Origin of the sequence: Phenylobacterium sp. (assembly GCF_036677185.1) — a bacterium.
In the GTDB taxonomy this organism is placed as follows: Bacteria; Pseudomonadota; Alphaproteobacteria; order Caulobacterales; family Caulobacteraceae; genus Phenylobacterium.
Map to the genome: position 1 here is coordinate 107,757 of NZ_JAKFEN010000006.1, position 25,767 is coordinate 133,523.

Annotated in this window: 23 protein-coding genes; 16 read left to right on the forward strand and 7 right to left on the reverse strand. The window is 68.2% G+C overall.

Features of this window, described 5'->3' with window-relative positions:
- Positions 1-19: 19 nt before the first annotated feature.
- The gene (gene folK / locus V6M51_RS00770; RefSeq protein WP_332763774.1) at positions 20-547 is read left to right on the forward strand and encodes a 2-amino-4-hydroxy-6-hydroxymethyldihydropteridine diphosphokinase; all 528 of its coding nucleotides are present in this window, start codon (positions 20-22) and stop codon (positions 545-547) included.
- On the opposite strand, the gene V6M51_RS00775 is transcribed toward folK, so the two are convergent.
- Positions 523-1,041: a 2'-5' RNA ligase family protein gene (locus V6M51_RS00775; RefSeq protein WP_332763775.1), complete on the reverse strand. Its 519-nt coding sequence runs from the start codon at positions 1,039-1,041 to the stop codon at positions 523-525. The genes folK and V6M51_RS00775 overlap by 25 nt on opposite strands.
- Positions 1,042-1,152: 111 nt before the next feature.
- On the opposite strand from V6M51_RS00775, the gene rpoZ reads away from it, so the two are divergent.
- The 3 genes from rpoZ (at position 1,153) to V6M51_RS00790 (ending at position 5,934) form a co-directional block, all read left to right on the forward strand.
- On the forward strand, positions 1,153-1,512 hold the full coding sequence (gene rpoZ, locus V6M51_RS00780) for a DNA-directed RNA polymerase subunit omega (RefSeq protein WP_254836994.1): 360 nt from the start codon (positions 1,153-1,155) through the stop codon (positions 1,510-1,512).
- A 26-nt stretch (positions 1,513-1,538) separates the two neighbouring features.
- The gene (locus V6M51_RS00785) at positions 1,539-3,764 is read left to right on the forward strand and encodes a RelA/SpoT family protein (protein ID WP_332763828.1); all 2,226 of its coding nucleotides are present in this window, start codon (positions 1,539-1,541) and stop codon (positions 3,762-3,764) included.
- A gap of 442 nt (positions 3,765-4,206) precedes the next feature.
- Positions 4,207-5,934, forward strand: a complete 1,728-nt coding sequence (locus tag V6M51_RS00790) for an N-acyl-D-amino-acid deacylase family protein (protein WP_332763778.1) — start codon at positions 4,207-4,209, stop codon at positions 5,932-5,934.
- 7 nt (positions 5,935-5,941) lie between these two features.
- Here V6M51_RS00790 and V6M51_RS00795 read toward each other — a convergent pair whose 3' ends face one another.
- The 3 genes from V6M51_RS00795 to V6M51_RS00805 all read right to left on the reverse strand — a co-directional run bounded on the left by V6M51_RS00795 (position 5,942) and on the right by V6M51_RS00805 (position 12,572).
- A complete protein-coding gene (locus V6M51_RS00795) occupies positions 5,942-9,070 on the reverse strand; it encodes an amidohydrolase family protein (protein ID WP_332763780.1) in 3,129 nt (1,042 codons plus the stop codon).
- A 22-nt stretch (positions 9,071-9,092) separates the two neighbouring features.
- On the reverse strand, positions 9,093-11,531 hold the full coding sequence (locus tag V6M51_RS00800) for a TonB-dependent receptor plug domain-containing protein (protein WP_332763782.1): 2,439 nt from the start codon (positions 11,529-11,531) through the stop codon (positions 9,093-9,095).
- Between the two features lie 339 nt (positions 11,532-11,870).
- Positions 11,871-12,572 carry a glutathione S-transferase family protein gene (locus tag V6M51_RS00805; RefSeq protein ID WP_332763784.1) on the reverse strand — a complete coding sequence of 234 codons (702 nt, stop codon included), beginning with the start codon at positions 12,570-12,572 and terminating at the stop codon, positions 11,871-11,873.
- Positions 12,573-12,649: 77 nt separating this feature from the next.
- Here V6M51_RS00805 and pyrE point away from each other — a divergent pair, with 77 nt between their 5' ends.
- From pyrE to acpS, 3 genes are all read left to right on the forward strand, one after another.
- Entirely contained in the window at positions 12,650-13,234 is a 585-nt protein-coding gene (gene pyrE, locus V6M51_RS00810; RefSeq protein ID WP_332763785.1) for an orotate phosphoribosyltransferase, read from the forward strand.
- Positions 13,231-14,013, forward strand: a complete 783-nt coding sequence (locus V6M51_RS00815; RefSeq protein ID WP_332763786.1) for a pyridoxine 5'-phosphate synthase — start codon at positions 13,231-13,233, stop codon at positions 14,011-14,013. Before pyrE ends, V6M51_RS00815 begins: the two co-directional genes overlap by 4 nt.
- 64 nt (positions 14,014-14,077) lie before the next feature.
- On the forward strand, positions 14,078-14,476 hold the full coding sequence (gene acpS, locus V6M51_RS00820; protein WP_332763788.1) for a holo-ACP synthase: 399 nt from the start codon (positions 14,078-14,080) through the stop codon (positions 14,474-14,476).
- 72 nt (positions 14,477-14,548) lie between these two features.
- On the opposite strand, the gene V6M51_RS00825 is transcribed toward acpS, so the two are convergent.
- Positions 14,549-14,914 carry a nuclear transport factor 2 family protein gene (locus tag V6M51_RS00825; RefSeq protein WP_332763789.1) on the reverse strand — a complete coding sequence of 122 codons (366 nt, stop codon included), beginning with the start codon at positions 14,912-14,914 and terminating at the stop codon, positions 14,549-14,551.
- A 10-nt stretch (positions 14,915-14,924) separates the two neighbouring features.
- Complete coding sequence (locus tag V6M51_RS00830) at positions 14,925-15,788, reverse strand: isocitrate lyase/PEP mutase family protein (protein ID WP_332763790.1); 864 nt, start codon at positions 15,786-15,788, stop codon at positions 14,925-14,927.
- A 105-nt stretch (positions 15,789-15,893) separates the two neighbouring features.
- On the opposite strand from V6M51_RS00830, the gene V6M51_RS00835 reads away from it, so the two are divergent.
- The 3 genes from V6M51_RS00835 to V6M51_RS00845 all read left to right on the forward strand — a co-directional run bounded on the left by V6M51_RS00835 (position 15,894) and on the right by V6M51_RS00845 (position 18,328).
- Positions 15,894-16,472 (forward strand): TetR/AcrR family transcriptional regulator, encoded by a 579-nt coding sequence (locus tag V6M51_RS00835; RefSeq protein WP_332763791.1) that lies wholly within the window; start codon positions 15,894-15,896, stop codon positions 16,470-16,472.
- Positions 16,473-16,589: 117 nt separating this feature from the next.
- Positions 16,590-17,012, forward strand: a complete 423-nt coding sequence (locus tag V6M51_RS00840) for a YciI family protein (protein WP_332763793.1) — start codon at positions 16,590-16,592, stop codon at positions 17,010-17,012.
- Between the two features lie 53 nt (positions 17,013-17,065).
- On the forward strand, positions 17,066-18,328 hold the full coding sequence (locus tag V6M51_RS00845; RefSeq protein ID WP_332763795.1) for an RNA polymerase sigma factor: 1,263 nt from the start codon (positions 17,066-17,068) through the stop codon (positions 18,326-18,328).
- Here V6M51_RS00845 and V6M51_RS00850 read toward each other — a convergent pair.
- Positions 18,325-19,218 (reverse strand): EamA family transporter, encoded by an 894-nt coding sequence (locus V6M51_RS00850; protein ID WP_332763797.1) that lies wholly within the window; start codon positions 19,216-19,218, stop codon positions 18,325-18,327. The genes V6M51_RS00845 and V6M51_RS00850 overlap by 4 nt on opposite strands.
- A 218-nt stretch (positions 19,219-19,436) precedes the next feature.
- Between V6M51_RS00850 and lepB the strand changes: the two genes are divergently transcribed.
- From lepB to parC, 6 genes are all read left to right on the forward strand, one after another.
- Positions 19,437-20,216, forward strand: a complete 780-nt coding sequence (lepB, locus tag V6M51_RS00855) for a signal peptidase I (RefSeq protein WP_332763798.1) — start codon at positions 19,437-19,439, stop codon at positions 20,214-20,216.
- A gap of 16 nt (positions 20,217-20,232) precedes the next feature.
- Positions 20,233-20,931 (forward strand): ribonuclease III, encoded by a 699-nt coding sequence (gene rnc, locus V6M51_RS00860; RefSeq protein ID WP_332763800.1) that lies wholly within the window; start codon positions 20,233-20,235, stop codon positions 20,929-20,931.
- Positions 20,928-21,863 (forward strand): GTPase Era, encoded by a 936-nt coding sequence (gene era / locus V6M51_RS00865; protein WP_332763802.1) that lies wholly within the window; start codon positions 20,928-20,930, stop codon positions 21,861-21,863. Before rnc ends, era begins: the two co-directional genes overlap by 4 nt.
- Before the next feature lie 4 nt (positions 21,864-21,867).
- The gene (recO, locus tag V6M51_RS00870; protein ID WP_332763804.1) at positions 21,868-22,599 is read left to right on the forward strand and encodes a DNA repair protein RecO; all 732 of its coding nucleotides are present in this window, start codon (positions 21,868-21,870) and stop codon (positions 22,597-22,599) included.
- A gap of 215 nt (positions 22,600-22,814) precedes the next feature.
- Positions 22,815-23,429: a LysE family translocator gene (locus V6M51_RS00875; RefSeq protein ID WP_332763806.1), complete on the forward strand. Its 615-nt coding sequence runs from the start codon at positions 22,815-22,817 to the stop codon at positions 23,427-23,429.
- A 73-nt stretch (positions 23,430-23,502) separates the two neighbouring features.
- The gene (gene parC / locus V6M51_RS00880) at positions 23,503-25,752 is read left to right on the forward strand and encodes a DNA topoisomerase IV subunit A (protein WP_332763808.1); all 2,250 of its coding nucleotides are present in this window, start codon (positions 23,503-23,505) and stop codon (positions 25,750-25,752) included.
- Positions 25,753-25,767 lie beyond the last annotated feature (15 nt).

The window sequence follows — 25,767 nt, forward strand, 5'->3', positions numbered from 1 at the left end:
AAATCCTGGAAATGGGGCGTTGGGCTTGAAGGCGGACGAGGCGGTCATCATCGCCCTTGGCGGAAATATCGCCGGCGACTTTGGGTCGTCCGAAGCCCTTCTCGAGGCGGCGCTCGCGCGTTTCGCAGAGGCGGGATTGCCTCTGGTGGCCCGGTCGTCCTGGTGGCGCTCCGCCGCCTGGCCGGACCCGACCGGTCAGGAGTATCGCAACGGCGTCGTGCTTGTCGAGGCTCGACAGCCCCCGGAACACGTAATCCGAACATTGTTCAGCCTCGAGGCGGCGTTCGGACGCGAACGTGGTGCGCGGAACGCCGCGCGGACGCTCGATCTCGACCTCATCGCCCATGGCAGGACGGTTTTGGACTCTCCGGACCTGACCCTGCCGCACCCGCGCGCCCACGAGCGGCTGTTCGTCATGGGTCCCCTGGCCGAGATCGCTCCGGAGTGGCGCCATCCGGTGCTGGGCAGGACGGCGGCGGAGCTGGCCGCCGCCGCCACGGTGGGGCTGGACGCGAGACCGGTTCAGCCGAGAAGCTCAACCCGGTGAAGCGATCGGACGCGCTCGCCGTCGAATTCGATCAGTTCCAAGGCCGATAGCCGCGCCGAGATTCCGACCTGGCCGAAGGAGCGGGCGAGCGCCACCGCGGCGGAATGGTCGTCGCGGGCCGCGACCGTCACGTGGGGAATGAATGGGATGTCGGCCCGAAGGCCCTGAACGAGCGGACCCGCATAGAGCAAATCGTGTAGGGCCTCGATCTCCGCCCGGCCATGGTCTGGAACCATGAAAACGTGGCTGCGTCGGTCCTCGGCGTCACGAACCGCGAGATAGGTCGTAAGGCGAAGCGCGATTGCGCCTTGCGTCGCGGCGACGGCCGAGAGATGGGCGGCGGCCACGTCAGCGTCGGGCGCCTCGAAGCCGAAGACCAGGGTCACATGGGCGCCGATCAGGGCATGGTGGGGGTCGTGCCGTCGACGCATCGCCTCGATGCGCGCGAGATCCGGGCGAGACGCATCCAGAGGCGCGACGATCAAAAGGGGCATGGCGATCTCGGGCTAAGAGCATGTGAGTCGTACGGTTGCGACCTTTGCGGCGTTGCACAATGACGCCGAAACCTCTATTTTGCGGGGTTCTACCGCTCCTCTGAGGATTCCATGGCCCGCGTCACCGTCGAAGATTGCGTCGAGAAGGTTCCCAACCGCTTCAGCCTCGTGCTGCTGGCGGCCCATCGCGCCCGCGCCATTTCGGCCGGCGCCCAGCTTCTCGTCGACCGCGACAACGACAAGAACCCGGTTGTCTCGCTGCGCGAGATCGCCGACGACGTGGTCGACGCCGACGAGCTGCGCGAGAACCTGATCGGGACCCTGCAACGGGTCGACGAGCGCTCGGAAGCCGAGGAAGAGGCCGAAACCCTCGCCCTGCTGGCCGATCCGACCCACATGCAGATGAGCGAACTGGAACTGGTCCGCGCGCTGCAGAGCGACCGCGACGGCGGTCAGGAGGAGCGGTACTGAGCCTCGAAGGCCCAGAACCCCTCACCCTGAAGGCGGCGACCGCCGCCGACCAAAGGGACGCGCCGTCCAGCAAGCGTCCTAAACTCCTGCGCCAGTACGAGCTGATCGAGAAGGTCCGCTCGTACGACCCGACCGCGGACGAGGCGATCCTCAACCGCGCCTATGTCTACGCCATGCGCATGCACGGCTCGCAGAAGCGCGCCTCCGGCGACCCCTATTTCGCCCACCCGATCGAGGTGGCGGGGATCCTCACCGACTACCGGCTCGACACCTCGACCATCGTCACGGCGCTACTGCACGACGTGATCGAGGACACCCCGGTCACCCCCGACGACATCAAGGCCCTGTTCGGGGCCGAGATCACCGAGCTGGTCGAGGGGGTCACCAAGCTCACCAAGCTGGAACTCAACAGCGAGCACACCAAGCAGGCCGAGAATCTGCGCAAGTTCATCCTGGCCATCTCCAAGGACGTGCGCGTCCTGATGGTCAAGCTGGCCGATCGCCTGCACAACATGCGCACGCTCCACTACATCACCAGCCCGGCCAAGCGTGAGCGCATCGCCCGCGAGACGCTGGACATCTACGCGCCCCTGGCCCGGTCCATCGGCTGTCACCGCATCTGTTCGGAGCTGGAGGAGCTCGCTTTCGAACACCTGAATCCCGTGGCCCGCGACGCCATCGGCCGGCGGCTGGAGAACCTGCGGGTCGAGCAGGGCGGGGCGGTCGCCGTGGTCTCCGGCGAAATCGCCGCCAAGCTGGAGAACGGGGGAATATCCGCCCGGGTTTTCGGCCGCGAGAAGAACCCCTATTCGATCTGGAGGAAGCTGCAGCGCAAGTCGATCGGCTTCTCCCAGCTCTCCGACATCTACGCCTTCCGGGTGATCGTCGACAGCGAGAGCGACTGCTACGCGGCCCTGGGCGTCATCCATCGCGCCTGGCCCAGCGTGCCGGAGCGGTTCAAGGATTTCATCTCCACCCCCAAGCGCAACAACTACCGCTCGCTGCACACCACGGTGGTCGGCCCCAAGGGCATGCGCATCGAGATGCAGATCCGCACCGAGGCCATGGACCGCGTGGCCGAGGACGGGGTGGCGGCGCACTGGCGCTACAAGGACAAGTCCTACGGCTTCGACGCCGAGGCCCAGGCCGACGCCGGCGGTCGCGATCCGCTGCTCAACCTGCGCCACCTGGTCCAGGTGCTGGAGCATGGCGGCGACGTCGAGGAGCTGGTGGAGCACGCCAAGCTCGAGATGTATCTCGACCAGGCCTTCGTCTTCACGCCCAAGGGCAAGCTGGTCAGCCTGCCGCGGGGCGCCATGGCGCTGGACTTCGCCTATGCCGTCCACACCGACGTGGGCGACACCTGCATCGGGGTGAAGATCAACGGCGAGTTGAAGCCCCTGCGGACCATCCTGCAGAATGGCGACGTGGTCGAGGTGGTGCGGGGCCCCAAACCCGTGGTGCCGCCGGACTGGCGTTCGCTGACCGTCACCGGCCGGGCGCGCTCGGCGATCCGCCGCCATATCCGCCAGACGGAGAAGGAAGAGTTCACCCGCCTGGGCCGCGCCACGGTCGACCAGACCTTCGAGCGGGCCGGCAAGGCGCGCAAGGACGTTTCCCTGCGCCCGGCCCTCGAGCGCTTCGCCATCGCCGGCGAGGACGAGCTGTTCGAGACCGTCGGCCGCGGGCGGCTCTCGCCGACCCAGTTGCTGGACGTGATCTTCCCGGGCCTGAAGGCCTCCGACCGCGAGGCCGCCGTGGCCACCCGCCGGATCGAGGGCGGCAAGGCCGCGCGGCTCTATGTGCGCGGCGGCGGCCTGACGCCGGGGGTGTCACTGCACTTCGGCGCCTGTTGCACCCCGGTGCCCGGCGACCGCATCGTCGGCATCATCGAGCCCGACGGCACGGGCCTGACCATCCACACCATCGACTGCGCGACCCTGGCCGAATACGAAGACCGCGAAGAGCTCTGGCGCGACCTGCAATGGACGCCCGAGGCCGAGCGCAACACCGTCACCCTCTCGCGCCTGACCGCCACCATCCACAATGCGCCGGGCGTGCTGGGCCAGGCCTGCACGGTGATCGGCGAGGCCGGCGGCAATATCGTCAACCTGCGCATGCACCGTCGCCAGGCGGACTTCTTCGATGTGGATTTCGATATCGAGGTCAAGGACGCCAAGCACCTGACCCACATCGCCGCGGCCCTGCGCGCCAACCCGTCCATCGAGACGGTCGACCGGGCCAAGGGCTAGACCTTCTCCGTGAGAATCGGCGTGTCGCCCTTCTCCCCTTGCGGGAGAAGGTGGCAGGCGAAGCCTGACGGATGAGGGGTTTCTCAGAACTCACCGATTGGCGGCGACGCGCTTCACGCGGACGGGGGCGGTGCGACCCCTCATCCGACCCTGCTCCGCAGGGCCACCTTCTCCCGCAAGGGGAGAAGGAACAAGAGCTGGCGAGTTTTGGAGGAGCCCAGATACAGCGAAGCCCGGGGGTCGCTCCGAGGTGAATCGGGGAAATCCTCCGGGCTTCTTGTCCGATCTGTTTCCGTTTCATTGGATGCCAGATCGGGCGTGGTTGTCGGCTTTCGCGTTCAACCGAATAATTAACAGGCGACCTGAGCGGCAGGTTCCCGGGGGATTCGAAAAAATTTCGACACGGCCTGACAGGGCGCAGATTCTCGCTTCAGATGGCCCGATGAGAACCTTCGCCGCCGTCTCGCTCACCGCCGTCCTGCTCGCCGCCTGCGCCACGGCTCCGAAGCCGACCTATGACCTGCTGATCCGCGACGCGGAGATCTATGACGGCTCGGGCGGCGCGCCGTTCCGGGGCGAGGTGGCGGTCACGGGCGACCGCATCGCCTATGTGGGCCCCCGCGCGCCCGGCGCCGGCAAGGCCGTGATCGATGCGGGCGGCAAGGCGGTCTCGCCCGGTTTCATCAACATGCTCTCCTGGGCCACCGAAAGCCTGATCGCCGACGGCCGGGGCCTGTCGGACCTGAGGCAGGGCGTGACCCTGGAGGTGATGGGCGAGGGGACCTCCATGGGCCCGCTGTCGCCGGAGATGAAGCGGCTGGAGGTCCAGCGGATGGGAGACATCAAGTATTCCATCGAATGGACCACCCTCGACGGGTACCTGGGCTTCCTCGAGCGGCGGGGCATTTCGGTCAATGTCGCCTCCTTCATCGGTGCGGCCACCGCGCGCCAGCACGTGCTGGGCGAGGGCGATGTCGATCCGACGCCGGAACAGCTCCTGGCCATGCGAAAACTGGTGGTCGAGGCCATGGAGGACGGGGCATTGGGCGTCGGCTCGTCGCTGATCTATGCGCCGGCTAGCTATGCCGAGACTCCTGAGCTCACGGCGCTGGCCGCCGAGGCCGGCCGCTGCGGCGGAATCTATATCAGCCACATGCGCTCAGAGGCCGACCGGCTGCTGGAGGCCATCGACGAGCTGATCGAGATCTCGCGGTTGTCGGGAGCGCCGGCCGAGATCTACCACCTGAAGGCCGCCGGGCGCGCCAACTGGCCCAAGATCGAGGCCGCCATCGCGCGGATCGAGACCGCCCGGGCCAAGGGCCAGCGGATCACCGCCGACATGTACACCTACACCGCCGGCTCCACCGGCCTGGACGCCGCCATGCCGCCCTGGGTGCAGGCGGGCGGGGTTGAGGTCTGGATCGGCCGCATGAAGGACCCGGCGACACGGGCCAAGGTCCTGGCCGAAATGCGCCAGGAGAAGCCGGCCTTCGAGAACCTCTACCGTCACGCTGGGGCCGAAGGAACGCTGCTGGTCGGATTCAAGAACCCGGCGCTGAAAGCCTTGACCGGCAAGACCCTGGCCGAGGTCGCCAAGGCGCGCGGCGTCTCGCCGGAAGACGCCGCCATCGACCTGGTCATCGAGGATGGGAGCCGGGTCCAGGTGGTCTATTTCCTGATGTCCGAGGAGAATGTGAAGCGCCAGACGGCCTTGCCATGGATGAGCTTCGGCTCGGACGCCTCGGCCCAGGCGCCGGAGGGGGTGTTCATGAAGTCCAGCACCCACCCGCGCGCCTATGGCAACTTCGCCCGACTGCTGGGCAAGTACGTGCGCGAGGAGAAGGCCACGACCCTGCCGAGCGCGATCCATCGGCTCTCGGCCCTGCCGGCCAGGAACCTGGGGCTGAAGGATCGCGGCCTGCTGAAGGCCGGCTATTTCGCCGATGTGGTGGTGTTCGATCCGGCCACGGTCGGCGATCTCGGGACCTATGAGGCGCCCAAGCAGTTCGCCACCGGAGTCAGCCACGTAGTGGTCAATGGTGCGGTGGTGCTGGCTGATGGCGAGCCGACTGGCGCCAAGGCCGGCAAGGTCGTGCGCGGTCGCGCCTGGAAGGGTTGGCCGGACGGCGGCTGCCGGCCCGCCGCCAAGGACTGGAGCTGGGCGTGGTGAGCTTTCCCTAGACCTCCGTCGCGTAGAAGCCTCGCGCCGGCTGGCAAGCCGGGTCGCTGCAGCAGGCCGCGCGGCTGGCGGCGACATAGGACGCCTCGTGCCACCAGAAGGCCGGCTTGGCGGCGTTGCGGCGGATCGGGCGGGCGTCGGCCTGGGTCGTGTTGGCGAAGGGCGCGATGAGCGTGGCGATGTCGTAGACCTCACCATTCTTGATCACCTGGCGGACGGCCGCGGCGTCCTCGATCCGAGCCAGGGGGTCGCCGTCGGTGACCACCAGGTCGGCCAGCATGCCCTTGGCGATGACGCCCAGGGGCTGTTCCAGATACTCGCCGGAATAGCGGGTGGCGGTGGTGAGCGCCTCGTAGGGGCTCATGCCGTATTTCACCATCGCCCGCAGGTTCATGTGCAGGCTGATCCCGTTGAAATCGATGGGAGAGTCGGTTCCCGTCACCACCCGCCCGCCGCCGGCGAGTATCGCCTTCAGATGGGCCACGTTCCGCTCGAGCGAGGCGAGCGCCACCTTGGGGTCGGACGCCGCGGCCTGGGCGGCCCGCTCGGTGAGGCGGGCATATTCCCAGGGCGGATAGAGCGCCTTGACCCGCGGGTCGTCCACCAGGGAGCGGTCGGTTCCATAGAGGACCGAGGACTGGAAGAGGGTTGGCGTGCGCCGGGCCCCGGAGGCGGCGAACAAGGCGGTGACGTCCTGGTAGCTGGCGCCCAGCGCGCTGACGGTGCGGGAATAGCCGAAGCGGCTGGTGGCGCCCATGTGCTCCATCCCGTCCAGGCCGAAGGCCAGGGCCGGATAGTGGTAGTGTGAGGTCACGTGCATGCCGTTGGCGTGGGCCCAGGCGGTGACGTCGCGCTGGGCCTGCAGCGGCAGGCGGACATAGGCCTTGATCAGGTCGTAGGAGAGGGCCTTGGCCCGGGCCAACTCCAGTTGCATCTGGCCGGGCTCGGTGACCGGCCGCATGAAGTTGTAGAAGATCCGCGAGCCGTCGATGGCCTCGCCAGTGGAGAAGTAGCGCGGGCCAAGCCGCGCGCCGGCGTCGATGGCCTCGCGATCCTCGACCATGTGATAGGCCGGCGATCCCGGCGAGCGGGCGGTGGTGACCCCCAGGGACAGCCACAGCCGTCCCTCGCGGTCGCCATAGCCGTAGCCCTGCATCTGGCGGTGGGCGTGCATCTCCACCAGGCCGGGGATGACGCTGGGGCCCTCCACCAGCTTGGCGTCGGTCATGGTGGCTTGGCCGGCCGGCACGATGTCGGCGATGCGATTTCCCGTGATGACGATGTCGACGTCGCGGCGCTGGTCGGGGCTCAGCCCCTGCCAGAGCTTGCCGGCGCGGACCACGACCTTGCCCTGCGGCCTGGCCAGCGCCCAGGTCAGGCCGTGCGGAACGGTCCTGGGCGCCCCACCGGTCGCCGCGACCAGCCTGAGCTTGCCGTTGCAAAGATAGAGCAGGCTTTGGGAATCTCCGCTCCAGGTCGGGGCGTCGGTGACCTCGTTGTTCAGCGCCTTGGGCTCGCCCTGGAACCTGCCCTTGGCGTCGACCGGCACGCTCCAGAGGCGGCTGGCGAAGACGAAGGCCAAGCGTTTGCCGTCCGGCGACCAGACCGGGCCGTCGTCGCCCCGAGTGCCCAGCGACCTGTCCGGGAAGACCGGCTGATAGGTGGCCGCCCCGGTGGCCACGTCGACCGTCAGGATCTCGCTCAGACCCTCGCGGAAGCGGGCGGAATAGGGTTTGAAGGCCGCCAGGGCGATGGTCTTGCCGTCCGGGCTCCAGGTGGGTTTGCCGGGCTCCCAGATGGCGTCGAACACCCGGCGGATGGCGCCGGTTTCCACCGCCACGGTGTGCAGGGCTCCGGTCTGGTCCAGGAAGGCGATGGACTTGCCGTCCCGCGACCAGGCGGCCGACACGGCCGCGCCCTTGTGCCGGGTCAGCTGGCGCTCGGCGCCGGTGGCCAGGGTCCGCAGCCAGATGTCCAGCTTGCCCCCGCGGTCTGAGGAATAGGCCAGGGTCGCCCCATCCGGCGACCAGGCCGGGTCGCAGGCCCAGAAACCGTCTTTTACCAAGGGCGCGGGCTTGCCGCCGATGGGCAGCAGGTAGAGGGCGTTCAGAGCCCGGAACACCACCGTCTTGCCGTCCGGAGACAGGGCGGGCGAGCCGATCCCCACAACGGGCTTCGAGCCCGCGCCGTCGTAGTCGCGCTTGGCCTTGGGGTATTTCGGCTTGGCGATGGGGACCGTCACCGAGAACGGGATGTCGGTGGCCGTCCCGCCCGCCCGCCGGCGGATCTTGCCGTCGGCCGCATAGACCAGATCGCCGCCGGGCAGCCAGGTCGGGCGGAAGGGGAAGACGTCTTCGCCGGTGAACAGGGGCCCGCTCGGCGTGCGGAACTGGGCGGTTCCGGCCTCGATGACACTGTAGACGATCGTCCCATCGGGGGCGAAGCCCGGGCTGTGCAGTTCGGTCGGGCTCATTCGGTCGACGGAGGCCTTCACCGCCGCGGCCACGGTGGTCGCGCCCGTGGCGTCCGCGGTCATCACCCGGGACCGGTCGACCGCGAAGGCGATGCGAGCTCCATCCGGCGACCAGGCAGGCTGGCAGGCCTGGCCCGCCACCTGGGCCCAGAGCCTCGTCTCGCCGGTGGCGAGGTCCAGGACGTGGATGGCGCAAACCCCGGTGCGGTCCGATGAGAAGGCCACCCGCTTGCCGTCCGGGGAGAACCGCGGCTCGCGGCAATCGAAGGGGCCGGAGGTGTGCTGTTTCAGGCCCGTGCCGTCGGCGCCCACCGACCAGACATGGAAATTGCCGTCGCGATAGGACTGGAAGACCAGGCGCCTGCCGTCCGGCGACCAGCTGGGCTGGGCGCCGTCGGTCAGGTCGTCCGTCAGCCGGGTGGCCACGCCGCTGCCGATCGGAACCGTCCAGATCACCCCGAATAGGTCGAAGGCCACGCTCCGGCCGTCGGGCGAGGCGGCGACGGCGATATTGGTGCCCTCGGTCAAGGTCACCGATCCCGCCGCCGTCTGGGCCCTGGCCGCCATGCCAGGGAGAGCCGTGGCGGCGATCGCCGTCCCGCCCAGCGACAACACCCCGCGACGGTCTACGCCGCCGTTCCGTGGATCCTTCAAGCGCTTGCCCCCACGAGCATACTCAGAACTTCCAATTGAGCCGGGTGTAGTAGAAGCCGCCGGTGATCCCGAACGGCGAGTACTGGTTGAAGTAGGTGAATGGATTGGTCCCGCCCCGATTGGCCGGTTGAACCACGTCCGGATAGGTGTCGAGCAGGTTGTTGGCGCCCAAGGAGATCTTCACGGCGTCGGTCACCTCATAGCTGAGGTCCAGGTCGACGATGCCGGTCGGGGAGATGGTCTCGTCCTGCCGCGGATTGACCGAGTTCCGCTGGATGACCTCGCCATAGCGGGTGACGCGGACATTGGCGTTGAAGCGGCCGCGCGTGTAGTCGGCCGACAGGATCTGCTTGTCGCGCGGCGTGCCGACCGTGAAGTCGCCGATCCGCGAGCGGCCCACCAGGACCAGGCCGGCGGCGGCCAGTTGCGGCGGCGGCGGGGTGATGCGGTCGAACTCGCTCTTGTTGTAGTTGGCCGAGAAGGTCCAGCGGATCGCGCCGTAGTCCCCGAAGTCGGTGCGGTAGTCGACCACGAAGTCGACGCCCTTGGTCGTCATATCGGCGGCGTTGGCGTAGTAGAAAGCCGCCTGGCCTGGATTGAGCCCCTGGCTGACCAGCACGGCGCTGACCGTGGCGTTGGGGCCGAGCTGCTCGCTCTGCATGATCCGGTTCTTGATCTCGATCTGGTAGACGTCGAGCGTCGCACTCAGCGCCGGCAGCGGGTTCATCACCAAGCCGAGGGAGTAGCTGGTCGACTCCTCGGGTTCGAGCGGCTTGGCGCCCAGGGCGATGGCCGCCGGATTGTCGGACGGCAGGATCTGCGACGGGCCGAGCTGGGCCGGTTGACCGGGCAGGGCGACGTTGATCGTGCTGGCCGAGCCATAGTGCTGCTGCTGCAGCGACGGAGCCCGGAATCCGGTCGAGGCGGTGCCGCGGACGGCGATCCCCTCGAAAGGCTCCCAGCGCGCGGAGATCTTGCCCGTCGTGGTCTCGCCGAAGTCGGAATAGCTCTCATAGCGGCCGGCCAGCGAGATCTCGAAGTTGTCGCTCAGCGCCTGTTCGACATTGATATAGACGCTCTTGTTGTCACGCTCGAAGGTCCCCGCGGCGAAGGGCGGGAAGCCTGACACCCCCTGCGATCCGCCGGCTGTGAGCTGGCCGGCCAGCGGCGTGCCGGCCGGGGCGACATAGCCGCCCGAGATGTACGAGGCCGGCTCGCCCACCCCGATGGTGAACTCGTCCTTGCGGTACTCGGCGCCGATGGCGAGGAACATCGGCTTCTCCAGCCCGATGTCGAACTCGCGGTTGATATCGAAATTGGTGGTCCACTCCTCGAAGGTCAGCGTCCCGAGATAGAAGAAGCTGGGGCTGGCCGGGCCCATCGAGGCGTTGAGCGAGTTCTCATAATAGCCGACCTCGTTCTTGCTGAGCGTGGTCGAGAGGTCCCAGGCGAAGGAGAAAAGGTTGTCGCCCTTGGCGCCCAGGGCGAACTGCCAGTCCTGGTCGTCCAGCTTCAGGCGCACCACATAGCCGTCGGGATAGACGGCGACATTGTTCAAGATGCTGTTCGGCGGCCGGTAGGTCAGCCACGCGGCGGTCTGGCGGCTGGCGATGGTGCCGAACGAATAGAGCTTGATGCTGTCGCTCAATTCGTAGCCGCCGTTATAGGCCAGGGAATAGAACTGCACCTGCGGGCTGCCCGGGTGGGCGGTGTGGCGGGTGTGGGTCCCTTCGCGCGGATCGGGCTGGCCGTTCACCGGGAAATAGAACGTGCCGGTAAAGGGCGAGAACATGCCGCGGTCGGCGTAGTTGGTGGTCCGTGCGTCCAGGGTGAGGTTCAGATAGCCGGTCTCCCCGAACGAGAAGCCATGGTTCAGCGAGCCCTGGAGGGTCTCGCCGTCGCCCTTGCCGGTCATGCCGGCCAGGGCGGTGAAACCGCCGCCCTCGGCGTCGTCTTTCAGGATGATGTTGATCACCCCGGCCAGGGCGTCGGAGCCGTACTGGGCCGAGGCGCCGTCGCGCAGCACCTCGATGCGCTCGACGGCCGAGGAGGGGATCAGGTCGAGATCGGGGGGCGACTGTCCGTTCTGGGTGGTGCCGTTGACGAACAGGATGGCCGTATTGTGCCGCCGCTTGCCGTTCACCAGCACCAGGGTCTGGTCGCCGGCCAGGCCGCGAAGCGACACCGTCTTGATGGCGAAGCTGGCCCCGGCCCCCGAGTTCGAGGTGTTGGCCGAGGGCACCAAGGTGGAGATCAGGTCCCGCGTGGACTGCTTGCCGCTCTTCTGGAGCACCTCGGACGACAGGACGTCTATGGGCGCAAGGCTGGTGGTGACCGTGCGCGTGGTCGAACGCGTGCCGGTGACGATCACTTCGTCGACCGTGTCGCTACTCTCGTCCGCCCATGCGGGCGACGCCGTGGCCAGGGCGAGCAGGCTCGCGGCCGCCAGATACGCTTTCATTTGCCGATTTCCCCTATGATCCCCACGAGAACCCGGCCTGGACTCCTCCCTGGCGCTCAGTTTTTGACGGCCGGTTCAGAAACAGCCGCAATGAGTCGCTTGATCTCGCGCACGGAAGCGCCCGCAGAAGCGGGTCAAGCCGAGCGAATGTTCAAATTGAATACTTATGAGAGAGACAGCGGAGCATCCGTCCGCCTGACTCACATGCAACTGATCTAGGTGATCGCCGTCAATCTACCGGCTCGCCCGGGCATATATTGCTCCACCCATGGCGATGCATTCAGCAGGCGGAGAATGTCTTGCCCATTCGGCGGTCATCGAATGGCCGGGCTGAGTCGTTCAGGTTGCAATGCGCTCGGCGCTCGCCCGCGCCTTGGCCGCGGCTTGCTGTTCGGCGATGGCGTCCCGGGTCTCGGCGATCACCCGCGCGGCGATGGGGTCGGCCTGGATCGCTCGCCAATATGCGCTCAGTTTGGGGAGGGTCGCCAGCGGATCGGGCGTGCCGAACAGACCGGGGATCCATTCGCTGGCCAGCACCAGCTGCGGGGCTATGGCCCCGTCGGCCTGGGTCAGCGCACGTCCGACCGCGTAGCCCTCTTCGCCGATGAAGTCCTCCATATAGGCCAGGGCCTCGGCCAGCTTGCCGGCGGCGGCCTCCACGACCTCCGGCTCCCAATGGCGCCGAGAGCGGCCGGCCAGGGTGAACAGCGGGACCATGGCCATGACCACGTAGAAGTCGCAGATCCTTGACAGCAGCCGCATCCGCGCCCGCTCCCAAGGGTCGTCTGGCCGCAGGGAGGGCTCAGGATAGGCGTCTTCCAGATACTCGCAGATCACCTCGGACTCGGGCAGGGCGCGGCCGTCGTCCAGCACGAGGGTCGGCACGCGGCCGATCGGATTGATCTTCAGATACTCATCCTTGGTCTCCGCCGAGGCGTGGAAACCCGGCGGCTGGATGATCTCGGCCTCTAGGCCCTTGGCGTAGAGCAGCAGGCGCACGCGGGTGGGGAAGGGCGAGTCATAGGTCTGGAAGAGTTTCACCGGTCTGCGGTCCCCAGGCGAATTGGTCGATGACAGCTTGGCAGGGGTTCGGTAATCCGCAAGCCAGGAGACCCCGCATGAACACCGAAGACGTCCTCGAAGAATTCCGCGGCGCCGGCGCGCTGCGCGAAGGCCATTTCATCCTGGCCTCGGGGCGTCACAGCCCGATGTTCCTGCAGAAGAATTTGGTCTTCCAGTACCCCGAGCGCACCGCGCGGCTGTGCAAGGCGCTGGCGGAGAAGATCGTCGCCCAGTTCGGCAAGCCCGACCTGATCGTGGCGCCCGCGGTCGGCGCGATCATCCCGGGATATGAGGTCGCCCGCTGGCTCGATGTCCCGTCGATCTATGTCGAGCGCGAGGACGGCAAGTTCAAACTCCGCCGCGCTTTCACGATCGCGCCGGGCGCCAAGGTCGTTGTGGTCGAGGACGTGATCACCACGGGCGGTTCGTTCCGCGAAGCCGTCGAGCCCATCGAGGCCGCCGGCGGCAAGGTGCTGTGCTGCGCCTGTATCGTCGATCGATCCGGCGGCAAGGCTGATGTGGGTTGGCCGCTGGTGGCGCTGGCCACCATCGACGTGCCGTCCTACGCCGCGGGCGAACTTCCGCCCGAACTGGCGGCCCTCCCCGCCGAGGAGCCGGGCAGCAAGAGGCTGCGCGCATGAGCCGCCTGCGCCTGGGGGTGAACATCGACCACGTGGCGACCATCCGGAACGCGCGCGGCGGAAGTTATCCCGATCCGATGCGGGCGGCCGAGCTGGCCATGGCGGCCGGCGCCGATGGCGTCACCGCCCACCTGCGTGAGGACCGGCGGCACATTTCCGACGCCGATATCGAGGCCCTGGCGGTGATCACCCGCAAGCGCGGCCGGCCGCTGAACTTCGAGATGGCGGTGACGGCGGAGATGGAGGCGATCGCGCTCGCCCATCTGCCGCACGCCGCCTGCCTGGTGCCCGAGCGCCGCGAGGAGCGGACCACCGAGGGCGGTCTGGACGTGGCCGGCGGCCACAACCACATCGCCCCGGTCGTGCGCCGCCTGGTCGAGGCCGGGGTGCGGGTCTCGTGCTTCATCGACGCCGACCCGGTCCAGGCCCAGGCCTCCAAGAGCGTCGGCGCCCAGGTCGTCGAGCTGCACACCGGCGCCTATTGCGACGCCGTGCGCGAGCGGTCCGGCGAGGCCGAGCGACTGCTGGCGAACCTGCGCAACACCGCCGCCGAGGCTGGACGCCTGGGGCTCGAGGTCCACGCCGGTCACGGGATCGACTACGAGACGGTCAAGCCGATCGCCGCCATTCCGGAGCTGGCCGAACTGAATATCGGCCATTTCCTGATCGGCGAGGCGATCTTCGTCGGCCTGCTCCCCGCGATCCAGCGGATGCGCGCCCTGATGGACCAGGCCCGAGCCAATTCCGTTTCGGAATTGGCTCAAAGGATTTCAAGATGAGAGCATTCTCTTCGCCCAACCGGCGGCCGCTTCGGCGGAAAATGCTCTTGGCGGAACGCGCGGCGTGATTATCGGGATGGGTTCGGACCTGTCCGACATCCGCCGGGTCGCCAAGACCCTGGAGCGGCACGGCGAGCGGTTCACCAATCGCGTGTTCACTGAGATCGAGCGCAGCCGATCGGAGCGCAAGCCCGACCGCGCGGCCAGCTACGCCAAGCGTTTCGCGGCCAAGGAAGCCTGCGCCAAGGCGCTGGGCACCGGCATGAGGCGCGGCGTGTTCTGGCGCGACATGGGGGTGGTCAACCTGCGCTCGGGACAGCCGACCATGGCGCTCACCGGTGGGGCCCTGGCCCGGCTCAACGAGATCATGCCAGCGGGCCATCACGCGGCCATCCACCTGTCGCTGACCGACGAGCATCCCTACGCCCAGGCCTTCGTGATCATCGAGGCCCTGCCGGACTAGCCAAAAAAAGCCCACCCCGGCAAACCGGGATGGGCGAGGTCAGGGCATGGGCACGCTGGAACGCCTGGAACCTCAGGCGGTCATCTGTTTGGGGTCGTAGAAGAAGGTTTCGCGGGCGATCTTCTCGCCGCGCCAGGTCTGCCAGGCCACCTCCTCGATGACGCGCGAGGGGCCCGCCTTGGGGAAGAACTCGAAGCGCCAGCGGATCGCCACCTGGTCGCCGTCCGCCAGGACCGGACCCATCAGCTCGGTGGTCACCCGCTCGACCCGGGCCAGCACCTTGGCCTCGCCCGCCATCAGGACCTCGCGGCCGACGCGGGGCAGGTCGTTGTTCTCCTGCATGGAGGCGTCGTCGGTGTAGTAGCGCTCGATGGCGCCCACATGATCGCCGCTGATCACGTGGGCCACGAAGGCGTCGAGGGTTTCTCGGCTGGGCATGGGGCGTTCCTCAGGCGTGACTGTCTTCGGGGTGACGGGAGACCAGGCGCGCCAGATTGCGGAAGGCCGAGCCGCTGCGCAGGGCGTAGTCGAAGGTCCCGCTGGCCCGGACCTCGTCCAGCACCGCGCCGGCCTGGGCATAGGTGGCGGCCATCAGGCTGCCGCCCATGGAGATCCGGCGGACCCCGGCGGAAGCGAGTTCGCGGAAGGGCGCGGTGGCGACCTTCTGCGCGGCCATTAGGTTGACCGGGCCGTCGATGGCGGAGACCAGGGCCTTGGCGGTCTCAAGGTCGCTGGGCACCGGCACGAAGATGCACTTAGCTCCGGCCGCCAGGTACATATTGCCCCGCATCACCGCCTCGGCGAAGGCCGCCGCGGGGTCCGTGGACCGGTGGTAGTAGGGATCGGTGCGGGCGTTGACCACGAAGTTGGGGAGGCCCGCGGCCTTGGCCGCCTGGACCGCCGCGGCGATCCGCTCGGCGGCGCGCGCCGCCGGGGTCAGGCTACGGGTCAGGGGATCGGTGTCCTCGAGATTGCAGCCGACCAGGCCGGCCTCGATCGCCAGCCGCACGGTCTCGGCCACGTCGCGAGGGGAGGGGCCGTAGCCCGCCTCCAGGTCGGCGGTGACCGGGATCGGAACGCGCCGGGCGATGGCGCCGCCGGCCGCAAGCATGCGCTCGCGGCCGATCTTCTCACCATCCAGCACCCCGTGGGCCAGGGCGACGGCCATCGAACTGGTGCCGACCGCCGGGAAACCCGCCTCGTGGCAGAGCAGGGCGCTGGGGATGTCCCAGGCGTTCGGAAGGACGAAACACCCCGAACGGTGCAGGGCCGCGAAACGGGCGGCCTTCTCGATCTGAGCTGGTGAGACCATGGTCCGTACCTGAGGAGTTACATAAACCGACTACAAGTCGGTATTTACCGACCGAGCGGCGGTATGTCAATTGGCGGGTCACGGTTCCGCTGCTAGGTTGAGGCCATGGCGAAACAGGCTGAACGACGCACCGCCACCCGCGGGGCCATATTGGCGGCCGCGACCGACCTGTTCGGAACCCAGGGTTTCGCAGCGACCTCGGTTGACCAGATCGCCGCGGCCGCCGGCGTCGCCAAGGGGGCGGTCTATCACCACTTCCCGACCAAGGAGGCTGTGTTCGAGGCGGTCTTCGAGGAGGCCTCCGAGGTCCTGGCGCGCGACGTCATGACCGCCTCGCGGGACGCTCGCGACGTGCTGGCCTCCATCGGTCTGGGCACGGCCGCCTATTTCGAGGCCTGCTCCGAAGGCCCCAACGGCCGCATCATCCTGGGCGACGGGCCCAAGGTCCTGGGCTGGGAGCGCTGGCGTGAGATCGACAGCCGCTATTTCGGCGCCCTGATCCCGCGCGCCCTGGGCGTCGCCATGGACCAGGGGACCATCGCGCGCCAGCCGGTGGAGCCGTTGGGCCGCCTGCTGCTGGGCGCGGTCACCGAGGCCGCCGTCGCCGGGGCCCACGGCGGCGACCCCCGCGCCTATGTGACGGCGCTCAGGTCGCTGCTGGAAGGGCTGCGTCTGCGGGCCTAAGGCCGTCCTGGAGCCTTTCTCGAAAAAAAACGAGGCGGCCTGTCGATCCCGTCATCGCTCGCTCGTCGTTTGGGCAAGGGCGCCTGCGCGGCCTCAACAGAGCAAAGGAGAACGACGATGCGTGTCATGGTTATGGTCAAGGCGACGAAGGACAGCGAAGCGGGGATCATGCCCTCGACCGAGCTGCTCGAAGCCATGGGCAAGTACAACGAAGAGCTTGTGAACGCCGGCGTCATGCTGGCCGGCGACGGCCTGCATCCCTCGACGAAGGGCAAGCGCGTGGCCTTCGATGGCCCGGGCCGCACCGTCATCGACGGCCCCTTCGCCGAGACCCGCGAACTGGTCGCCGGTTTCTGGATCTGGGAGGTCAAGGACATGGCCGAAGCCGTCGAGTGGGTGAAGCGTTGCCCCAACCCGATGCTGGGTCCCAGCGAGATCGAGATTCGCCCGCTGTTCGAGGCGGCCGACTTCGGAGAGGCCCTGACGCCGGACGTCGCCGAGCTGCACGATCGGACCCGCGAGAAGCTGGCCGAACGCTGAGGCGGGCGGGCCGTGACTTGCCTTGCCGCTTGGCGTCTCCCTAAGCTGGAAACGTGGCGGCGAGCGAGACCCATCAGGCGATTGAGACGGTCTTCCGGATCGAAAGGGCCAGGCTTATCGCGGGCCTGGCCCGGATGGTGCGCGACGTGGGCCAGGCCGAGGAGCTGGCCCAGGACGCCCTGGTCACCGCCCTGTCGGAATGGCCGAAGACCGGTGTGCCGAAAAATCCCGGCGCCTGGCTGATGGCCGCGGCCAAACGCCGGGCCATCGACGGGTTCCGCCGCAACAAGATGCTCGCGCGCAAGCACGCCGAGATCGGCCGGGACCTGGAGGACGAAGGCGCCGTCGGCGTCGAAGACATCGAAGCGACCATGGACGACGACATCGGCGACGAGCTCCTGAGCCTGATGTTCACCGCCTGCCATCCGGTCCTGTCCACGGAGGCGCGGGTGGCCCTCACCCTGCGGCTGATCGGCGGGCTGACCACCGACGAGATCGCCCGCGCCTTCCTCTCCAACGAGGCGACCATCGCCCAGCGCATCGTCCGAGCCAAGCGGACGCTCGGCGCATCGGGCGAGGCTTTCGAGATCCCCCGCGCCCAGGCGCGGGAGGCGCGCCTCGCCTCGGTGCTGGAGGTCATCTTCCTGATCTTCAACGAGGGCTATTTCGCCACGGCCGGCGAGGACCTGATCCGTCCGGCGCTCTGCGCCGAGGCCCAGCGGCTGGGCCGCATCCTGGTCCGCCTGGCGCCCAATGAGCCCGAGGTCTTCGGCCTGCTGGCCTTGATGGAGATCCAGGCCTCGCGCCTGGCCGCCCGCACGGCGCCGGACGGCGCGCCGGTTCCGCTGACGGAGCAGAACCGCGCCCGCTGGGACCAGCTGCTGATCCGCCGCGGCCTGGCGGCCCTGGAGCGCGCCGAAGCCCTGGGCGGCGGCGATGGGCCCTATGCCCTGCAGGCCGCGCTGGCGGCCTGCCATGCGCGGGCGCGTAGGGTGGAGGACACCGATTGGAAGCGCATGGCGGCGCTCTATGACAGGCTCAGGGGGGTGATGCCCTCGCCGGTGGTCGATCTCAATCGGGCCGTGGCCTACAGCATGGCCTTCGGGCCGGAGGCCGGCCTGGCCCTCGTCGAGGAGATCGCGGAGGCCGCCGCCCTGCGCAACTATGCGCCCCTGCCGGCGGCCAAGGGGGACTTCCTGTTCCGGGCCGGCCGGCTGGCCGAAGCCAAGGAGCAGTTCGAGCGCGCCGCTGGTTTCAGCCGCAACGCGCGGGAGAGAGAATTCCTGCTAGGTCGCGCCGCGGCCTGCGGCGGCTAGGCCTGGGCCAGACGCCGCTCCATGGCCGGCCAGAAGATGTTGAGCGCCAGGCCGCTCATCACCAGGCCCGCGGCCAGCAGCTTCCAGTCGGGCAGGGACTCGCCCAGCCAGAGCGCCGAGGCGCCCATGCCGAACACCGGCACCAGCATGGCCATGGGCGTAATGGTCGCCGCCGGGTGGCGCGAGAGCAGCCAGCCCCAGGCCGCGTAGCCGAACAGGGTGTTGCCCACCGATTGCCAGATCACCGCGCCCCAGGTGGCCGCGTCGGCCGCCTGGACACCCTGGATCATGGCGGCCGGGCCTTCGAACACCAGGGCCAGGATCAGCAGGGGCGGCAGGGAGAACAGGCTGGCCCAGACCACGTAGGACAACATGTTCACCTGGCCTGCGGCCTTTGAGAAGGCGTTGCCGCCCGCCCAGCTGGCCGCGGCCAGTAGCACCAGGCCCAGGCCCAGCGGGGTCACGCTGGCGTCGGTATGGGCGACGATGACCAGCAGGCCGATCGCAGCCAGGGCCAGGGCCACGATCTGGAAGGTCCGGATGCGCTCCTTGGCGATCCACATGGCCAGGCCGATGGTGAAGAACACCTGGGTCTGGACCACCAGCGAGGCCAGGCCCGGCGAGATGTGGCCGTTGATGGCGATGTAGAGCAGGCCGAACTGACCCGCTCCGATCAGCATCCCGTAGGCCGCCAGGTTGCGCCAGGGCACGTCGGGCTTCTTCAGGAAGAACACTGCCGGCAGCAGGGCGAAGGTGAAGCGCAGCAGCGCGAAGGTCAGGGGCGGCAGGTGGTCCAACCCGATGCGGATGACCACGAAATTGGTGCCCCAGACCGCAACCACGGCCAGGGCGAGCAGGACATGCAACCAGGGCAGGGCGGGACGAGTCATCCGGCGACTAGATAGGGCATCGCGGCTTGGCCGCAATGGTCCGCCTTGGCGTGTCGGGCCAGACCACTTCCGCCGGAGCCGCCTTCGCAACCGCCGGCTGCGTCGAAATGCGGAGGCCTCGTGACACAGAGTTCACGGGCCTCTGGCTTGCTCCTTGCGTAAGCAGCGTCTAGCTAGGCTCACTGTCCGAAGCCCGGACATCTGTCAGGACGTTGTTGATGACCGAACAGGCGCAAACCGCCGCGGCCCCGGAAAAATCCGGCGCGGTGAACGAGTTCGTGGAGATCGTGAAAACGGTCGCCTACGCCCTGCTGATCGCGCTGTTCCTGCGCGTGCTGTTCTTCCAGCCCTTCACCATTCCGTCGGCCTCGATGGAGCCGACCCTGCTGGAAGGCGACTACATCATCGTCTCGAAGTTCTCGTATGGCTATTCCCGCCACTCGATCCCGTTCAGCCCGCCGATCTTCACGGGCCGGATCATGGAACGCGCGCCGCAGCGGGGCGACATCGTGGTCTTCAAGCTGCCGCGTGACGGCCGCACCGACTATATCAAGCGCCTGGTCGGCCTGCCGGGTGACCGCATCCAGATGCGCGACGGCAAGCTCTATCTGAACGAGAAGCCGGTGCCGAGCGAGGCCCTGCCTCCGGTGATGATCGACTCGGGCTACGGCTTCACCCGCAGTGTCGAGCGTTTCAAGGAGACCTTCCCGAACGGCAAGGAATTCGTGACCTACGACTTCGGCCCGGACGGCGAGGTCGACAAGACCGACGTCTTCGTGGTGCCGGAAGGCCACTACTTCTTCATGGGCGACAACCGCGACAATTCGCTGGACAGCCGCGTGCCGTCCGAGATCGGCGTGGGCTTCGTGCCCGCCGAGAACCTGGTGGGCAAGGCCCAGATCATCATGCTGTCCTGGAACAAGGAAGCCTCGATCTTCAAGCCGTGGACCTGGTTCCTGGATGCTCGACCCAGCCGGTTCTTCCAAGTCCTCAAGTGAATAGACGCCACCTAAAGTGAATAGAAGATTGGCCGCGGTCGCCGAACTCGAAGGCCGCATCGGCCACGTCTTCCGTGATCGCGATCTCCTGGAACGGGCGCTCACCCATGCCAGCGTGGGCGACGGGGCGACCAAGGTCCGGCACTACGAGCGCCTGGAGTTCCTGGGCGACCGGGTGCTGAACCTGCTGGCCGCCGAGCGGCTGATGGCGCTCGACCTCGAGGCCCGCGAGGGCGAGATGAGCCGGCTGATGGCCGCGCTGGTGAACTATCACGCCTGCGCCCGGGTCTCCCGGCGGATCGGCCTGGCCGAGGCCCTTCGGCTGGCGCCCTCCGCCAGCAAGATCGGCGCCCGCGAGAACGACACGGTCCTCGGCGACGCCTGCGAGGCCCTGATGGGCGCACTCTATGTGGAAGGCGGGCTGGACCTGGCGCGGACCTTCTTCCTGGAGTTCTGGGCCGAGGAGTTCAGCCGGCTGGACGAACCGCGCATCAAGGATCCCAAGACCCAGCTTCAGGAATGGGCCCAGGCGCGCGGCATGCCGCTTCCGGCCTATAAGGTGGTAAACCGTACCGGACCCGACCACGCGCCCTGCTTCACTGTCTCGGTGAGCGTCGGCGACCACGAACCCGAACTGGCCGAGGGCCGGTCGCGCCAGGAAGCGGAGAAAGCCGCGGCCATGGCCATGTTGTTGAAACGAGAAGACACCTTATGACCACCCGCGCCGGCTTCGCCGCGATCATCGGCGCCCCCAATGCGGGCAAGTCGACCCTGACCAACCGCCTGGTGGGGGCCAAGGTCTCGATCGTCACCCAGAAGGTCCAGACCACGCGCTTCCCCGTGCGCGGCGTGGCCATGGCCGGCGAGGCCCAGATCATCCTGGTCGACACCCCCGGCATCTTCGCGCCGCGCCGTCGGCTGGACCGGGCCATGGTCCGCTCGGCCTGGGGCGGGGCCCAGGAGGCCGACTGCATCGTCCATCTGGTCGATTCCGTGGCCGAGCTGGCCGCCGCCGAGCCGGGCGCCAAGTCGGCCGACAAACGCTCGGCCATCGACGTCGAGTCCATAGTCGATGGCCTGAAGGCTGCGGGCAAGAAGGCCATACTGGCGCTCAACAAGATCGACGGCATGCGCCGCGACCGCTTGCTGGGCCTGTCGCAGCGCCTGTTCGACACCGGCGTCTATTCCGAGGTCTTCATGATCTCCGCCGCCGACGGCCAGGGGGTCGACGACCTCAAGGCCCGGCTGGCCGAGCTGATGCCGGAAGGCCACTGGCTCTATCCGGAGGAACAGACCGCCGACCTGCCGGCGCGCCTGCTGGCCGCCGAGATCACCCGCGAGAAGCTGTTCCTGCGCGTCCACGAGGAGCTGCCCTATGCGGCGGCCGTCGAGACCACCGCCTTCGAGGAGCGCAAGGATGGCTCGGTGCGCATCGAGCAGCAGATCTATGTGGAGCGCGAGAGCCAGCGCCCGATCATCCTGGGCAAGAACGGCCAGACCCTGAAATGGATCGGCCAGAAGTCCCGCGAGGAGCTGATCGAGCTCTTGGACCGGCCGGTGCACCTGTTCATCCACGTGAAGGTCGATGAACGCTGGGCCGACAAGCGCGAGTTCTACGGCGATGTGGGCCTGGATTTCGACGCCTGACGCGATGGAATTCGAAGACGACGCCTATGTCCTTTCGGCCCGCGCCCATGGCGAGACGGGGGCCATCGTCGAACTGCTGACCGCGCGGCACGGCAAGTACGCCGCCCACGTGGCCGGAGGGGCGTCTCGCCGAATGAAGCCCTTTCTGCAGGCCGGGGCGCGGGTGATCCTGCAATACCGCTCGCGGATGTCCGACCAGCTGGGCTCGGCGGCCCTGGAGCCGGTGGGCGAGGGGCCTTCGGTGCTGTTCGACGATCCCCTGGCGCTGGCCGGACTCTCGGCCGCCGCCGCCGTGGCCGCCGCGGCGTTGCCGGAGCGCGAGCCCCACCCCGGAGCCTTCCTGGCCTTCGAGGCCCTGTCCCAGTCGCTGCTCGCGCCCGACATCTGGCCGGCGATCTTCGTGCGCTTCGAGGCCGGCCTGCTGCAGGACCTGGGATTCGGCCTCGACCTCTCCAAGTGCGCGTCCACCGGGGCGGTGGACGACCTGATCTATGTCAGCCCGCGCACCGGCCGGGCCGTCTGCCGCGCGGCGGGCGAGCCCTACAAGGATCGCCTGTTGGCCCTGCCGCCGTTCATGCTGTCGTCCCAGGGCGGTTTGTCGGAGGGCGACGTCCGCGCCGGCCTCGACCTGACCGCCCATTTCCTGGAGCTGTTCGTGTTCGGTCCCTTGAACCGCCCGCTGCCGCCGGCCCGGGTGTGGTTGGTGGACCGGTTGAACGAGGCGCAAAGACTCTAGTCGGGGGGGTGGATGGGCGCGCCAAGCGCCGCTATCCTGGGCCCATGGTTCGCACCTACCAGCATCAGGTCTCCCAACAACGTCGCCAAGGCGGCGGGGCGGAGCTGTGCGTGCGGATGACGGCCTAGCCGAACCGCCAAGGCCATCAGCGACCAAAGACCCCGCCGACCCCGTCGGCGGGGTCTTTTGCTTTTCCAACCTTCGAAGAGTCGAACATGGACGCTCTGCCCCTCTATCTGAAATCCCTCGGCGTCGGCCTGGCGGTCGCCGCGCCCGTCGGCCCCATGAGCCTGCTCTGCATGCGCCGGACGCTCACCCGCGGCTGGGGGCAGGGGCTCGCCACCGGAGCCGGGATCGCCGTGGGCGACGCGATCTTCGCCGGCGTCGCGGCGCTCGGCCTGGCGGGGGTCTCGGCCTTCATGCTGGCGCATCAGAAGCCGCTGCACCTGGCTGCGGGCCTGTTCCTGATCTGGCTGGGACTGAAGGCCTTCCGCCGCAAGCCGGAAGCCGAAGCGGCCGTGCGGCCCGACGGCGCGCCGCTGGCGCTCTTCGCGGGCTCGGCGCTGCTGACCCTGACCAATCCGCCGACCATTATCATGTTCGCGGCGATCTTCGCGGCGCTCGCGCCGGCGGACGGGTTCTCGGCCCTGGGCGCGGTTCTCACCGTGGCCGGCGTGTTCGCGGGCTCGATGCTGTGGTGGTGCGCCCTGGTCGGCGCCATGGGCCTCAGCCGCCACGCCATTGGTCCGAGGGCCCGCCGGTGGATCGATCGGATCTCCGGCGCGGTCCTGGTGCTGTTCGGGGTGGCGGAACTGAAGAGATCGCTGTGAAGAGTCCATCCGTCGCGGGGACGCCGCCCGCGCGGGCGGCTAGAAAGGGACAACTCCTTAGGTCCGATTCGACATGACAGTTCTTACCCAGCCGCCCGGCGACGGGGACGGCGCCCGCATCATCGACGAGCCGCTGACCGAGGCCCTGTCGCGGCGCTATCTCGCCTACGCCCTCTCTGTGATCACCGACCGGGCCTTGCCCGATGTGCGCGACGGCCTGAAGCCCGTGCAGCGCCGCGTGCTCTACGCCATGCGCGAGATGCGCCTTAATCCCGAGAACGCGGCCCGCAAGTGCGCCAAGGTCGTCGGTGAGGTGATGGGCGGCTATCACCCGCACGGGGACCAGTCGATCTACGACACCCTGGTGCGCATGGCCCAGGAGTTTTCCCAGCGTTATCCGCTGGTCGACGGCCAGGGCAATTTCGGCAATATCGACGGCGATAACCCCGCCGCCATGCGCTACACCGAGGCCAAGCTGACGGCCGCGGCCATGCTGCTGCTGGACGGCATCGACGAAGACGCCGTCGACTTCAAGCCCACCTATGACAGCCAGGACGAAGAGCCCGTCGTCCTGCCCACCGGCTTCCCCAATCTGCTGGCCAACGGCTCCAGCGGCATCGCCGTGGGCATGGCCACCTCGATCCCGCCGCACAACGCCGCCGAGCTGATCGACGCCTGCCTGCTGCTGCTGGACAATCCCGAGGCCTCCACCGAGCAACTGGCCGAACACGTCCTGGGGCCGGACTTCCCGACCGGCGGGGTCATCGTCGAGTCCAAGGCCTCGATGATCGAGACCTACGCCACCGGCCGGGGCGGGGTGCGGGTGCGGGCGCGCTGGGAAAAGGAGGACGGCGGTCGCGGGACCTACCAGATCGTCATCACCGAGATTCCCTACCAGGTGAAGAAGGCCGACCTGGTCGAGCAGCTCGCCGAGCTGATCGAGAACAAACGGGCGCCGCTGCTGGGCGACGTGCGCGACGAGAGCGCCGAGGACGTGCGCCTGGTCCTCGAGCCCAAGAGCCGCAATGTCGAGCCCGAGGTCCTGATGGAGAGCCTGTTCAAGCTCTCGGCGCTGGAGACCCGATTCCCGGTCAATATGAACGTGCTGGACGCCCGCGGATCGCCCGGCGTCATGGGCCTGCGCCAGGCCCTGCAGGCCTTCCTGGATCACCGCCGCGAGGTGCTGGTGCGCCGCGCCCGGCACCGGCTGGGCAAGATCGAGGCCCGGCTGCACATCCTCGACGGCCTGCTGATCGCCTACCTCAACCTGGATGAGGTGATCCGCATCGTCCGCTACGAGGACGATCCCAAGGCCAAGCTGATCGAGGCCTTCGCGCTTTCGGAGCTGCAGGCCGACGCCATCCTCAACACCCGCCTGCGCCAGTTGGCCAAGCTGGAGGAGATGGAGCTCCGCCGCGAGCATGCCGAGCTGGCCGAGGAACGCGACGGCCTGATGACCATGCTGGCCTCCGACAAGCAGCAGTGGAAGCTGGTCGGCCACGGCCTGAAGGCCGTCCGCAAGGTCCTGGGTCCCGACACCGAACTGGGTCGCCGCCGCTCGATCTTCGAGGACGCCCCCACGGTCGACGCCGACGCCGCCATCGAGGCGATGATCGTACGCGAGCCGATCACCGTGATCCTCTCCGACCGCGGCTGGATCCGGGCGGCCAAGGGCAAGGTCGAGGACCCGTCGGAGCTCAAATACAAGGAAGGCGACAAGCACGGCTTCGTGGTCCCCGCCGAGACCACAGACAAGCTGCTGATCTTCGCCTCAGACGGCCGGTTCTTCACCATCCCCTGTGACAAGCTTCCGTCGGCACGCGGCCACGGCGAGCCGCTGCGGCTGATGCTGGACCTGGACGACAAGACCGCCATCGTTGACGTCTTCCCGCACCGGCCTGGAACCAAGCGGGTCATCGCCTCGAAGGAGGGTTATGGCTTCGTCCTGCCCGAGGAGGAGGCGATCTCCTTCCGCCGCGCCGGCAAGCAGGTGCTGAACGCCGGCGCCAAGGGGGCGGCCTTCGCCCTGCCGGCCACCGGCGACCATCTGGGGGTCATCGGCGACAACGGCAAGATCCTGATCTTCCCCATGGCCGAACTGCCGGAAATGCCGCGCGGCAAGGGCGTCAAGCTGCAGTCCTACCGCGAGGGCGGACTGCGCGACGCTATCGTGTTCAAGGCCGAGGAGGGGGCCACCTGGATCGACACCGCCGGCCGCACCCGTGTCTGGGGCGAATGGCGCGATTGGCTGGCCAAGCGGGCCGCCGCCGGCAAGCTGGCGCCCAAGGGCTTCCCGACCAGCAAGCGGTTCAAGCCGAAATAGGCCGGTAGATCCAGA